Below are 12,699 nucleotides of genomic sequence, written 5' to 3'. Positions count from 1 at the left end.
AGGTTTGACATAGGCCGCCGGCATGAGCCGAACATCATGGCCAAGCTTGCGCAGTTCGCGACCCCAGTGATGGGCTGAACCGCAAGCCTCCATTCCAACCACACAGCGTGGCAATGTCTCGAAGAAGGCGAGCAGCTTCGCGCGTTTGATTTTCTTGTTGATGATCTTACGCCCGGTAGCCGAAACGCAGTGCACCTGAAAAACGTCCTTGGCCAAATCCAGGCCCACCGTCTTTACTGTCATTGGATGGCTCCTTTCCTCGCAGTCGATGACAACTGCACTTTGGCACGTTCGATGCCGGTGGAGCAGGAGCCATCCACCTCATCCGCTTTGTGCCGTTCACGCTCGTTCGGGCCATTCGGTTGAAGGTCTGGAAAGTCCGGTGAGTCGCCCTTGATGTGTGGCGCGGCGAACGTCCGCTCCTTGATTGCCATGCTGGATACCAGACGACCGCGATGGGGCTTTCTGCACTGCCGAGAATGACCGCTCGGTCGGCATTCCCGACCTTGCGGCCAGCGCACCATACTTGCCGATACCCACGGAGCACCGGTCCTAGGCTGCGAGGGGCGGTAACTGCGCATTGCCGCCGGTCACGGCGCATGATCCCTTCGCCAGTGCAGCATCTCCGCCATCCCCGAAAGCTGCCATTCGTGGTGAGCGCGGCGATTGGCCTCGAAGTGCCCATCCCGTGAGTTCGGTTTCCTCGCTGCGAGCACACGCTGTACGAGAAACACTGCACAAGCCCAAGATCAATCGCTGCTGACCGGCGAGAATACCGGCCATTCGTCTCGCCTGCAGCAACGTTGGCAGGGGTAAATCACAGGTTGCGGACAAAGTGAGCCTTCGCTGCCCCGTTCATAAAGGACTGCTTCCCTCACGGTTCACTTGATGCCTGAAAGATCGACGTTCTATGGATTATTCGCTTCGCTCGTGAGGTCCGCGAGAAGGGAATCCACGCTTACCTTAATTTTTTGCAGACGGAACTTTGGTGGGTGATAGAGTAGATACATCCCCATTTCGACATCGCCACTGGTTGAAAGCCGCGCGTCTTCGAGGTCGATTTTTTGCAACTGCCCGTTTGCGATTTCGGCCGCGATCCCCCAGCAGGGGAGAAGGGCAAGGCCCTGTCCTTTTACAACGCTTTCCAAAATCGATGGCCCATGATTGCTGACGTATTTCGGTGCCAAGTCTATGGCCTCCCAATTCCCATTCTTTTTCATCTGCCAATTCAGAACGCCGCGTGGGGTGCGGTACATGAAAACCGGGCTGTCTCTTAGATCATCGGACGTGCGCGGTGCCCCGTTTCGATTGATGTAGTCGGGTGACGCGACCAATTTGAAAGTGTGGTCGCCCAAGCGGCGTGCGATGACATGATCCGGTAAATCCGAAGCCGCGCGGATTGCGATGTCGGCCTCATTGCTGGAAAGGCTAAGGACCTGGTCGGTGATGTTCAGATCGAACTCTATGTCCGGGTAGTGGCTTCTCAATTTCTGCACGGCGGGTAGAACGTAAAGCTCGGCATACCCAGGCATTGCAGTTATCCGCACGGTTCCAGTTGGCGCAGCGGACTGAGCTTGCACCATCTCATCGGCTATTTCGATTGACTGCAGCGCAGGTGCAATTTCGCCCAAATACAACTTCCCCAAGTCGGTCAAGCTTACAGACCGCGTGGTGCGCACAAAAAGGGCCGCACCAAGGTCGGCTTCGAGGTCTTTGATGCGACGTGACACAGAGGAAGATGGCACCCGGAAGTGATCTGCCGCTTCACTGAAACTCAAAGTTTGCGCCAATTTCGCGAAGTAGCGCAGTGCGCGAAGACGATCCATGTGAGCTCCTATTATTGTCGTAATGACATTAGTCATGGCCAACATTGAACTATTATCACTGTAGATAGGTATCATTATGTGTATCTCAGCAATTATAGATACCCAAAGGACACGCCATGAAAGCCGCAGTCTATCACGATTATGCCGGACCAGTTGAAATCGCTGACGTCGCAAAGCCCTTGCTGCAAGACAGTAGTGTCTTGATCCAAGTACATGCCGCCAGCCTGAATCCAATCGACAACATTCTGCGTGCGGGTTACCTGCGGCAGATGCTTGAGCTGAGCTTTCCGCATGTGAAGGGTTATGACGTTTCGGGCACAGTTGTCGAAGTTGGCAAGGACGTGAAAGGCGTCAAAATTGGCGACGAGGTCTTTGCTCGACCAAATCAGGAAGATGCTGGCGCAATAGCTGAACTCGCACGCCTTCAGGAAAGCGAACTGGCGATCAAACCGGCAAACATAAGCCATGAACAGGCGGCCTCTGTCCCACTCGCTGGTCTGACTGCTTGGCAGGCGTTGGTTTCCAAAGGGAACATCCAGACGGGTGACAAAGTCCTGATCCATGCAGGCTCTGGCGGAGTTGGCACGCTTGCGATCCAGATCGCTAAACATTTCGGGGCCTTCGTCGCCACCACGACAAGCGGTAAGAATGCGGATCTGGTCAAAGACCTCGGCGCGGATCTTGTCATCGATTACACCACACAATCGTTTGAAGATGAGCTGTCAGACTATGATCTGGTTTTCGACACTATGGGCGGTGAAATCCTCAAGCGTTCTTTCAAAGTGCTAAAGAAAGGCGGAACGATCGTTTCGGTCAAAGACCAGGACACCGATGGCTTGGCCGCCAAGTATGGCGTCAACTTTGAATGGTTCTTCATGTGGCCTGACGGGGAGATGCTAGCCGAGCTTGGCAAACTGCTCAGCGACGGAACGGTCAGGACCGTCATTGACAGTACATATCCGATGGAGCAGTCCGCCGAAGCTTTCGATCGGCTGGCGACTGGACGCGCCAAAGGAAAGATCGTTGTTTCGATCAAGTAGACGCGGCTGACACCTCCTTCTCTAAATGAATGAGAACCGAAATGATCAAGAGACTCCTGGGCATCGCACCCAAACCGACAGCCGACGGCGCGTTCAGCCCGTCCCCTTTGGCAATCAAATTGGGAACATCCTCAACGACCGACTACGACGGCGGTGCCTATGCCAAACCCTACACGGGGGCGAAGAATCGCGTGCTGATGATCTGCACCGAAGAACGCAATATGACGATGGCCAATGGCAAGAAATTCTCGACCGGCAATCACCCCGTCGAGATGGGCTTACCAATGCTGCATCTGATGAACGCGGGCTTTGAGATTGATGTCGTCACCCCGACAGGCGCGCCGGTCGCAATCGAGGCATGGGCAATGCCAGCGGACGACGCAGATATACAAAACCTATATCGCGATTTTGATGCGGCCTTTGCAAACCCCGGTAGCCTTGCAGATTTCGTCGCAAACGACATGGAAGAGGCAACCCAGTACGCCGCAGTTTTCATCCCCGGCGGCCATGGTGCAATGCTCGGGCTGCCAGAGAATGCCGACGTCGGAAAAGTGCTCCACTGGGCGCACGATACAAACCTTCATACCCTAGCGCTTTGTCACGGTCCTGCAGCACTCCTCGCAGCCAAACGTGACGCCGGATTTCTGTACGACGGCTATAAAATCACTGTGTTCCCAGATGCCGTTGACAAGCAAACGCCGATGATCGGTTACTTGCCTGGGCCGATGCCGTGGTGGGTAGGTGAGAAACTGAACGCGCTTGGCGTGGAAACCATCAACAAAAAGGCCGACAACTCGGTTCATGTTGACCGCCGCCTAGTGACAGGCGCAAGCCCAAAGGCCGCCAACGATTTCGGCAGGCTAGCAGCGCAAACTTTGCTGAAAACGGTCCGCTAAATTTAACAGCGATCGAATGGCTCTTGCCTGCCGTTTGATCGTTTCGCAGCATCTGTGTGCTTGTCCGCATCTCAGACCAAAATCTTGGACGCGGCGAAAGATCGGTTTGAGATCGCTCACTAGCATGGGGTTTCAGCGTCCGCTTTCACAAAATGGGCTGCGTCGCAGCGAAAAGACTGCTGCGCACGCGAAGCAATGCTGCGTCAGCAACAACCGCAAGAGCAAAAGGCGGGTCTGTCCGCTGTCTCGCTTTTTATGTGAGGCGCGGCGAAAGTCCGGTCCATGATCGCCATGCTGGATTCCGGGCGACCGCGACGGGGTTTGCGGCACTGCCGAGAATGACTGCAAGGTCGGCAAACTTGCCCTTCAGGCATCAGCAGTAGTGCCGGTGCGCCTTCGACGAGGCCGACGGCAGCGAACTGCGCAATCCTGCCGTTGGCAGGTCACGGCACCTCGCACACGCAGCATGGTTTCCGACCGTCGTGAACGGCCCACTGCAGACGCTTGGGCGGCCCCAGTTGTACGTCCGGTTCGGCGACGCAAAGCGCATTGGAGGAACGGAGGCATCAGCAATGAGATCCCATGTGCATGTCTATTCCAGCAGTTCGGCCATCCAGACGCGCTCGAACTTCGCGCCGGCCTCCCGCTGTACATTCCGAACCGACTCGGAATCCCGCGCTTCGTACTCGCATATCATGCGCTTTCGGTCCTCGCTCCAGTAGCTCCGGATCCACTGGACATCGTATAGGTCGAGACAGGGCGCCATCCGCTCCTCGGTTGCAGAAAGGTCCTCCTGGCTGAGTGGTGGCTCGAAATTGCGCTCTACGATGAACTTGGGCATGGCGTGATCCTTTCCATTTTGTTGTTATTCGTCTTGACGTGCAGCCCGGGACAAAACTCGCCGAACCCTTGCCGTGAACGCCGGAGAAGACGGATCTCTGGACCATTCCCAAAGGGCCTCCGGGTCGCCCACCGTCTCGCCGAACAAATATGCCTGCGCCTGGGCAAGAGCCCGCTCGTTGCCATTGTCGATTGCATCGGCATAGGAATAGGCCCGTTTCGCCAGCTCGGCGGCGATGCACCTGCTGCCATTCCTGGCCGCCTTCTCCGCTGCGAGGTTCAGGGTATATGCCAGGTGGGATTTGTCATCCGCGCGCTCCAAAGATGCCAGGGCCGTTTCCAGGGCATCGGAATCGTCCCGCGCCAATGCCCGGATCGTCTCCGCCAGCGGCGCCATCGCCCCTTCGCCGACCTTGCCCGCGAGACTCCAGAGATCGCCGGCAAACTCAATCGCCGCTGCCGGACGATCCCGTTCCAGAGCGATCATCGCGGCCCATGTCAGGCATTTGCACTCCCGCCAGCGATCTTCGCTTTGGCGGGCGAGGGTAAGGGCATTGTCGAGCTTCTCGGCGGCACTGGCGAGATCGCCCTGCCAATAGGCGAGCAGTCCCTGGCTCCAGAAAACCTCAACATCGGAAATCCCTTCCGCATCGGCAAATGCCCGGGCATCCCGGCAGAGTTCCTCGGCTCTCGGAATGTCCCGGCCGAGTTCGAGCAGGCAGCGGGCCGAATTGGCCAGTTGCCGGACCCGTTTTCGGGCCTTCATACGGCTGGCGGCGGTGGCCGCGCGCGCTGTTGCCTGGCTTGCCGCCTCGAGATCGCCCAACTCCTGATAGAGGACGGACAGAAGGTATTCGCCCTCTGCCACCTCCGGCGCCATGGCATGCTGGCTGGCCAGCGATACCTGCGTGCCGAGATCGGCCACCAGCTTCGGGAACTTTCCGGTCGAAAACCCGGAAAGCGCCAGCACCAGGCACCGGTAGAGCCGGATGAAGAGCGATATCCGTGCCGGGCCGGGGCCGAGCTTTTCTGCATGAAAGAGCCCCTTGCGAGCGATCTCGGCGGCTTCCGCATTGGCCAGCGCGCGCAATGCGTGCGCGCCGGCCAGAACGGCCGCACGCGCAGCGAGTTCGTGACGGTCGGACATGGCGGCGTGATGCAAAACCTGCACAGCCTGATCGGGGGCCGTCTCCATGTCGCGGGCAAGCAGATCGGCGATCCGGCCATGCATGAGCCTGCGCCTCGTAATGGAGAGGCGCTCATAGGTTGCGTCGCGAATGAGATCGTGGGTGAACTCGCACGTGCCCCCGTCGAGCGACCTCGTCATCTCATGACGCTCCAGTTCTTCGACCAGATCGAGCGCTTCCGAGACCTCGCTACCCGACGCCTCGACCGCCTTGTCCATGGGGATGCTGCGCCCGAAAACCGATGCCCATGAGGCCAGGTTGATTGCCGGTTGCGACAGGCGTTCGATACGGTTGGACAAGGCATCATCCAGTGACGCCGACGTCTCGGGGGCAGCGTCTCGCCGCGACAGGACCTTCAGGTAGAGCGGGTTTCCCTGCGCCATGCGCACGCTCTCCGAAACTTCGCCCTCCGGCTGCAGGGTACGTGCAAGCGTCAGGGCGTCGTCCGTGGCAAGCCCGGTCAGGGACAGCCGCCGAAGCCGCTCTCCGAGGCTCGACAGGAGTGACTGAACCGCCTCGTTATCGTCAATCTCCCCCGCTCTGGCGGCGAGGCAGAAGCGGACCGGCTCGGTTTGCAGGTTTCGGACGAGATAGCTCAACAAGGCGCAGGAGGACGGTTCCATCCATTGCAGGTCATCCAGAGCCACCAGAACCGGACCGGTCGTGGCGAGAGCGGACAGGAACGCCCGGAAGGGCTCGAAATGCTGCTCTTTGCTCCGGGACGCGGTTTTTCCAACGTGGTCGTCGAGCAGATCCTTCAACGCGTCTCTCAGGCCCGCATCGACACCATCAACCGACAGAGAGCGTAGCGCGTCGCGCCAGATCCCGAGCGGGCGCAGACGTTCGGCCTCGACTGCGCGGGCGGAAAGGCGCAAGTCTCCGAAATGCCGCCCGACTTCTGACAGGAGGGCCGACTTGCCGATCCCCGGCGCGCCCACGATCAGAATGACCTCTGCGGGCATCCGGTCCAGAGCCTCCCGGATCAGCGACAGTTCCTCCTGCCGCCCAACAAAACCGGACGATACGGTTCGGGGTGATGGAAAACTGTTGATTTCCCGAAGCCCGGGCGCGTCGGGCATCGGGTCGGCCGGCTCCCGGCAGGCCTGTTCGAGCGCTGGCGACGGTTCGAGTCCCAACTCCGCCCGAAAGATCTTGCGGCATTGCGTAGCCTGCGCCTTGGCTTCCGCGGCGCGTCCGAGCGAAAACTGCAGCTCGATCACCCGGATATGGGCCGCCTCGTCGAAAGGGTTCAGCCCGACCAGTTTATGCGCGAACTCCAGCGCCTGTTTCGGATCGCTCCGGGTTCTGGAGAGGAGCGTTGTCAGGAGTTGCTCGTGGAGTCTCACCAGACGGGATCGCTCGGCCTGGCACCATTCATGGAAACTGTAGCATTCCGACAGGTCCAGCCCGTTCAGGAACTCGCCCCGAAACAGCGCCTGTGTCCGCATCAACGCTTCCGTGGGAGCACCGTCGATCTGGCTCGACACCACCTCGACAGACGCGAGATCGGTCTCCAACGCCTCCCGGCGAAGGTCCACAATGTTCCGATCCGCGACAAGCCGCTCCGGACCGAGCGCCGTCCGCAGCTTGCTGAGGCTCCAGCGCAACGCCGCGCGCGGGTCTTCCGCATCCTCCCAGAGCAGATCGCATAACTCGGAGCGCGTCCGGGCACGGTCGCTTGAAAGCAGGTAGCCGAGCAAACCACGGGTCTTCTTCGAGGCCGGCAGCGCGATAACCTGACCGTCTACCGAAACGCGCAAGTGACCGAACAGCTCTGCCTTGAGCACAACCGTTTGATTCCTTCTTTCCGCGATCGGCAAATTCCCCGTCCTTTCAAACGCTGGTTCAAACGATCCGCTGCGAGTGTTGGTGCGTCAACAACGAAATCGCCGAACGTTCGGCCCCGCTCCGAGGAGAAACCCAATGAACGCGATGCAATTTGACCCCGTCGCTTACAAGCTCGCAACGACCCGTCAGTGGCAGAACGCCGCCAAGGCCTGGAGCGAATGGGGGAGAACCCTTCGCGTGTGGCTTGGCCCGGCGACCGAGATCATGATCGACAGCGCCGAGATCCGCGACGGCGACAGCGTGCTGGACGTGGCGGCGGGTGCGGGCGATCAGTCCATGCAGGTGGCCGATCGAGTTGGCGCGGACGGATACGTGCTGGCCACCGACATCTCGTCGAACATCCTCGACCATGCCGCGGCCAATGCCCGTTCGAACGGCTACGGCCAGATCGATTTTCGGGTGATGGACGGGGAAGAGCTGACGACAGCTCCGGAATGTTTCGACGCCGTCGTCTCGCGCGTCGGAATGATCTACTTCCCCGACCAGGTGAAGGCACTTTCTGGCATCCATCGCACCCTGAAGCCCGGAGGCTGGTTTTCCGCCATCGTCTATTCGACGCCGGAACGGAACGGGTTCTTCTCGATCCCCGTGGGCATCATCCGCAAGGCCGCGCAATTGCCGCCGCCGGCCAAGGGCCAGCCCGGCCCGTTCAGCCTCGGCCAGCCTGGTGTTCTGGCCGGATTGCTGGCGAAGGCAGGCTTCGCCAACATCCGGGAACGGACGATCGCAGCGCCGCTGGATCTGCCCCGTGCCGCCGATTGCGTCCGCTTCGAGCGGGAGAGCTTCGGTGCGTTGCACGAGATGCTGAAGGGCCTTGGGGCAGAAGAGCAATCCAACGTCTGGGACGAGATCGAATCCGCGCTTCAGACCTTCGAAAACGGGTCCGGCTTCTCTGGCCCCTGCGAACTGATCGTCGTCGCCGGCCAGAAGTGATCCCACAGAACAACAGCAACAGGAGAAAACCATGTCGAACAAGATTGCCGTCATCCAGACCCCGCCCGTCCTGCTGAACCTTGAAAAATCCATGGCCCGCGCCGTGGCCAGCATCGAAGAGGTCGCCGCGAACGGTGCCGAGCTTGCCGTCTTCCCCGAGGCCTTCCTGCCCGGCTATCCCACTTGGATCTGGCGCCTGCGCCCGGGCGGTGACATGGCATTGACCGGTACCATCCACCGGCGCCTGCGCGAAAACGCCGTCGACATCGGCAAGGGAGACCTGGCGCCGCTGTGTGACGCCGCCGCGAAGCACAACATCACCGTCGTGATGGGCATGAGCGAGGTGGATGGCGCGTTCAGCGGAAGCACGCTCTACAACACCGTCGTCGTCATCGGACCGGATGGAACCCTGCTGAACCGTCACCGCAAGCTTCTGGCGACCAACCCTGAACGCATGGTCTGGGGGCATGGCGATGCCAGCGGGCTCAGGGTGATCGACACGCCCGTCGGGCGCATCGGCACGCTGCTCTGCTGGGAAAACTACATGCCGCTCTCTCGTTTTGCGCTCTACGCGCAGAACCTCGATATCCTCATCGCACCCACCTGGGATTGCGGCGAGGCCTGGCTGGCCTCGATGCGCCATATCGCCCGCGAAGGCGGTTGCTGGGTGGTCTCGCTGGCCACCGCGCTCAACGAAAGCGACATCCCCGATGACTTCCCCAGCCGGGACGAGTTGTTCGGCGAGGACGGGTGGGTCTGCGATGGCGACGCGGTTGTGATGGAACCTTTCGGCGGCCCGGTGGCGGGGCCGCTCCACCGCAAACAGGAAGTTCTGTATGCCGAGATCGACGCCTCCCGGGCAGCCTCGGCACGCCGGTCGCTCGATGTGGCCGGCCATTATGGGCGGCCGGATATTTTCAATCTTTCGGTCAACCGCGCGCCCATGCAGCCGGTGTCCTTCACCGGATAACCAAGCAGACAGAAAAGGAGACACGTTATGAACCGTTCAACCTACAAGGGGCAGTGCTTCTGCGGCAGCGTGAAATTCGAGGTCAGTGGAGGGCCGGAGGGTATGGGCTATTGCCATTGCGAAAGCTGCCGCAGCTGGTCGGCCGCCCCGGTCAACGGCTTTACGTTGTGGAACCCGGACAGCCTGACGATCACCGAGGGTGCGGAACATGTAGGCGAGTACCACAAGACCGAGAACAGCCACCGGAAGTTCTGCACCAGATGCGGCGGTCACCTGATGACCGACCATCCCGGCATGGGGCTGGTGGACATCTTTTCGGCCATGCTGCCCGACCTCGATTTCGAGCCGGGACTGCACGTACACTATGGGGAGAAAGTGCTGTCCATCCCGGACGGATTGCCGAAATTCGCCGACCTTCCCGGTGATTTCGGAGGATCCGACCAGCAACTCCCGGAATAGGAAGGCGATCACGTGTAAATGCAGGTGGTCCCGACATTTCAAAGGGCGGTCGCGGTCGATCCGTAGGCCGCCTGATACCATCTGGTGTTACTCGTAACATCGCACATTCGTTCAGAGCGCGGCGAACTTCCGCCTTCCGCCCACGCCCGTCATTCGCGCCAGTCGTGGCGAGTGGCAGGAACGAGGCTGCGGCTCCGGATTTAATGACTGGTCGCCGGCATTCAGACGTCTTTCATCCTGCCCGACCCAAGAGGCCGTTTCGTTGCCCTGTGGGCGTTCGCGCATCGGTTGCTCAAAGCGGATAGACCTGCTTCCCGTCCATCCAGGTCGCGACGACATTGATGTCCTTGATTGTGTCCGGATCGACGCGGCGTGGGTCCTTGTCGAGAATGACCATGTCGGCGAACTTGCCGGTTTCGAGACTGCCGACCTCATGATCGGAGAAAAGTTGCCAAGCCGCTTCTGACGTCATGGCGCGAATGGCGGCTTCGACGGAAATGCGTTCGTCGGGCGCCAACACGAAGTCCGGTTCCTTCCATGTCCGGCGCGTCACGGCCATTTCGATCATGTGCAGCGGATTCGGATCGGTCACCATGAAATCTGAATGCAGGGTGAAGCCAACCCCGGCCTCCTCCACGCTGCGGCAACGGTCCAGAAGCTGGGCTTTTTCCACCCCGAACACTTCATCCCTCATCGCGATGCCCCAGTAATGGACATGCCCGATCAGGAAGCTCGCCGACACGCCAAATTCGCGCATTCGCTCGATCTGGTCGTCATGCAGGATCGAGCAATGCTCGATCCGCGGGCGTAACATGGACATGTCGATACCCGCATCGGCCAATGCCTGGCAGGTGTCGAGGATATTTTCGATGGCAGCATCACCATTGCCGTGGATCGCGAGGTGCCAACCTTTCTCGGCCCGGTCGAGCGCCACTGCGGTCAACTCGTCCGGTTCCATGTAGGCAAGGCCACGGCTGTCGCTGTTCAGGTAGGGCTCGCGCTGCAACCCGGTAAAACCCTGGTTAGAGCCATCGGCGACCAGCTTGTAACCCGCGATGCGGGCAAGCGGGTTCCCATCGTTCTGGGCAACGCCAGCTTCGTCCCAGACCTCTGTTCCGAGCGTGTAGAAGGGATAGGCGCGGATACGGGCCTTGAGACGCCCGGATTGCGCCGCCGCCGCCATGACCTGTGCATCTGCCGGGGACTGCGCGAGCGCGCCAAGGCTCAGTTCCGAGACCGTTGTCAATCCAAATGGAGCCCACTTGTCGAGCAACCCGATCAAGCCCTCCACGGGGTCGGCCGCCATCATCGCCGGATAGTTGGAGACGACCTGCAGGAAGGCCACGTTGTTCTTCATGTAGCCGGTCAGGTTGCCGCCCGCGTCGCGAACGAACTCGCCACCCGGCGGGTCCTCGACATCGTTGGTGATCCCCGACACTTCGAAAGCCCTGGAATTCGCGTAGGCCAGGTGGCCCGAGGCGTTCAGCACGAAGATCGGATGATCGGTAGAGATCGGGTCGAGTTCGGCGAATGTCAGGGCGTCGGGGCCTTCCTGCACGGCGGGGTCGAAGTTGCGGAAGACAAGCCATTCGCCCGCGGGTGTCTCTGCCGCGCGCGATGCGATATGGTCCAGCACTTCGGCAGCCGTCGAGAACCGGGCCATGCCGACGTAGTCCATGATGGCATCGACAACGGAACCCGAAATGACATGGGTATGTGCATCTATGAAACCCGGAAGGACGGTCTTGCCTTCGAGATCGACGATCATCGCCTCGTCGCCGGCCGCGGCGCGGACCTCTGCATCGGCTCCCACGGCCAGAATGCGGTTGCCGCGGACGGCAATTGCCTCGGCTTCCGAAAAGGCCGCGTCCACGGTCAGCACAGTCCCGTTGGTGAAGACGGTTGTGATCTGCGCCTGCAAGGCGGTCTGCGCCTGACCCACTTGCGGCATCAACGCTGCGAGGCTTGCCGCTGCGGCGCCGGTTTTCAGCAAGTCCCGCCGACTGAGGGACATCCAGTCTATTCCCCAGTTGCAGGACCACCCTTTTCCACTCTCGGCCTGTTGTTTCAGGTGGCGCACCGACTTGTTGACGGCAAAAAGCCCGCTGAATGTACCGCTGCAGCATGGGCAGCCATAGACTTCACTCTCTGACATGGTTCCTCCAAAGAACGACGAGTTTCAACGCGCACATCCAGTATCCTTGGCTGCGGAAGTCCCGTCAAACCTGCATTGCCTGTGACAGCATCTGAGCATTTTGCTGTTGGTCGCTCCAAGACCCTGAGTTCCGCTGATCGGACATTGGTGCGCAGTGCAGCGAAATCCTGGTGTCCGCCCGTCATTCCAGTCGTTGGTGCCTGACGTCAGCACCCGACGGAGAGATTTAGGGGTTTGAGCAACGGAGGGTTCTGGTTCATCGAAGCTGATAAGGAGCGAAGATGAACAAGAAACCCGGAACATCGAAGGATTCCGCTGACAGGCTGGTCAGGGGGATCAAGCGGAAGACTCGCAAGCATTACTCATCGGAAGAGAAGATCCGCATCGTGCTGGCTGGTCTTCGTGGCGAGGAAAGTATCGCCGCGCTTTGCCGCCGTGAGGGGATCGCCGAGAGCCTGTACTACGCCTGGTCGAAGGAATTTCTTGAAGCCGGGAAGCGGCGGCTGGCTGGCGATACGGCTCGCCAGGCGACGGCTCCGGAGGTC

At 60.2% G+C, this 12,699-nt stretch carries 11 protein-coding genes and 1 pseudogene; 6 read left to right on the top strand and 6 right to left on the bottom strand.

Annotated features, from left to right (window positions below; all coding sequences use genetic code 11):
- From BLR85_RS25870 to BLR85_RS25860, 3 genes and pseudogenes are all read right to left on the bottom strand, one after another.
- A pseudogene (locus BLR85_RS25870) lies at positions 1-243 on the bottom strand (IS110 family transposase); the annotation flags it as partial.
- Positions 240-434, bottom strand: a complete 195-nt coding sequence (locus BLR85_RS25865; RefSeq protein WP_093164266.1) for a hypothetical protein — start codon at positions 432-434, stop codon at positions 240-242. The gene BLR85_RS25865 and the pseudogene BLR85_RS25870, both read right to left, overlap by 4 nt.
- 474 nt (positions 435-908) lie before the next feature.
- A complete protein-coding gene (locus BLR85_RS25860) occupies positions 909-1,826 on the bottom strand; it encodes a LysR family transcriptional regulator (protein ID WP_170844775.1) in 918 nt (305 codons plus the stop codon).
- Between the two features lie 116 nt (positions 1,827-1,942).
- Here BLR85_RS25860 and BLR85_RS25855 point away from each other — a divergent pair, with 116 nt between their 5' ends.
- Positions 1,943-2,866 (top strand): NADP-dependent oxidoreductase, encoded by a 924-nt coding sequence (locus BLR85_RS25855; protein WP_093164262.1) that lies wholly within the window; start codon positions 1,943-1,945, stop codon positions 2,864-2,866.
- A gap of 41 nt (positions 2,867-2,907) precedes the next feature.
- Positions 2,908-3,762, top strand: a complete 855-nt coding sequence (gene hchA / locus BLR85_RS25850; protein ID WP_093164260.1) for a glyoxalase III HchA — start codon at positions 2,908-2,910, stop codon at positions 3,760-3,762.
- Positions 3,763-4,354: 592 nt separating this feature from the next.
- Here hchA and BLR85_RS25845 read toward each other — a convergent pair.
- Together BLR85_RS25845 and BLR85_RS25840 are read right to left on the bottom strand one after the other, a co-directional pair.
- A complete protein-coding gene (locus BLR85_RS25845; protein WP_093164258.1) occupies positions 4,355-4,603 on the bottom strand; it encodes a DUF4242 domain-containing protein in 249 nt (82 codons plus the stop codon).
- 24 nt (positions 4,604-4,627) lie between these two features.
- Entirely contained in the window at positions 4,628-7,576 is a 2,949-nt protein-coding gene (locus BLR85_RS25840) for an ATP-binding protein (RefSeq protein WP_093164256.1), read from the bottom strand.
- Positions 7,577-7,712: 136 nt separating this feature from the next.
- On the opposite strand from BLR85_RS25840, the gene BLR85_RS25835 reads away from it, so the two are divergent.
- From BLR85_RS25835 to BLR85_RS25825, 3 genes are read left to right on the top strand one after another with little or no spacing between them, the layout of a single operon-like run.
- Complete coding sequence (locus tag BLR85_RS25835; protein ID WP_093164254.1) at positions 7,713-8,570, top strand: class I SAM-dependent methyltransferase; 858 nt, start codon at positions 7,713-7,715, stop codon at positions 8,568-8,570.
- Between the two features lie 31 nt (positions 8,571-8,601).
- Complete coding sequence (locus tag BLR85_RS25830) at positions 8,602-9,540, top strand: carbon-nitrogen hydrolase family protein (RefSeq protein WP_093164252.1); 939 nt, start codon at positions 8,602-8,604, stop codon at positions 9,538-9,540.
- A 27-nt stretch (positions 9,541-9,567) separates the two neighbouring features.
- Positions 9,568-9,999 carry a GFA family protein gene (locus tag BLR85_RS25825; protein ID WP_093164250.1) on the top strand — a complete coding sequence of 144 codons (432 nt, stop codon included), beginning with the start codon at positions 9,568-9,570 and terminating at the stop codon, positions 9,997-9,999.
- Positions 10,000-10,291: 292 nt separating this feature from the next.
- Here the strand turns inward: BLR85_RS25825 and BLR85_RS25820 are convergent, their stop codons facing one another.
- Positions 10,292-12,154 carry an amidohydrolase gene (locus BLR85_RS25820; RefSeq protein ID WP_093164248.1) on the bottom strand — a complete coding sequence of 621 codons (1,863 nt, stop codon included), beginning with the start codon at positions 12,152-12,154 and terminating at the stop codon, positions 10,292-10,294.
- 281 nt (positions 12,155-12,435) lie between these two features.
- Here BLR85_RS25820 and BLR85_RS25815 point away from each other — a divergent pair.
- Positions 12,436-12,699 (top strand): transposase (locus BLR85_RS25815; protein WP_139188556.1); only part of this gene is annotated, 264 nt, incomplete at its 3' end.

The sequence above is a fragment of the Aliiruegeria lutimaris genome, from assembly GCF_900099935.1.
Taxonomy (GTDB): domain Bacteria; phylum Pseudomonadota; class Alphaproteobacteria; order Rhodobacterales; family Rhodobacteraceae; genus Tropicimonas; species Tropicimonas lutimaris.
Note: the sequence above shows the minus strand (reverse complement) of the source record. Positions and strands in the feature narration are given on the sequence as shown.

What these genes read in the sequence shown, in the direction of transcription:
- BLR85_RS25865 (WP_093164266.1), bottom strand. Translation starts at nt 434, where the DNA reads ATGGCAATCAAGGAGCGGACGTTCGCCGCGCCACACATCAAGGGCGAC.
- BLR85_RS25860 (WP_170844775.1), bottom strand. Translation starts at nt 1,826, where the DNA reads ATGGATCGTCTTCGCGCACTGCGCTACTTCGCGAAATTGGCGCAAACT.
- BLR85_RS25855 (WP_093164262.1), top strand. Translation starts at nt 1,943, where the DNA reads ATGAAAGCCGCAGTCTATCACGATTATGCCGGACCAGTTGAAATCGCT.
- hchA (WP_093164260.1), top strand. Translation starts at nt 2,908, where the DNA reads ATGATCAAGAGACTCCTGGGCATCGCACCCAAACCGACAGCCGACGGC.
- BLR85_RS25845 (WP_093164258.1), bottom strand. Translation starts at nt 4,603, where the DNA reads ATGCCCAAGTTCATCGTAGAGCGCAATTTCGAGCCACCACTCAGCCAG.
- BLR85_RS25835 (WP_093164254.1), top strand. Translation starts at nt 7,713, where the DNA reads ATGAACGCGATGCAATTTGACCCCGTCGCTTACAAGCTCGCAACGACC.
- BLR85_RS25830 (WP_093164252.1), top strand. Translation starts at nt 8,602, where the DNA reads ATGTCGAACAAGATTGCCGTCATCCAGACCCCGCCCGTCCTGCTGAAC.
- BLR85_RS25825 (WP_093164250.1), top strand. Translation starts at nt 9,568, where the DNA reads ATGAACCGTTCAACCTACAAGGGGCAGTGCTTCTGCGGCAGCGTGAAA.
- BLR85_RS25820 (WP_093164248.1), bottom strand. Translation starts at nt 12,154, where the DNA reads ATGTCAGAGAGTGAAGTCTATGGCTGCCCATGCTGCAGCGGTACATTC.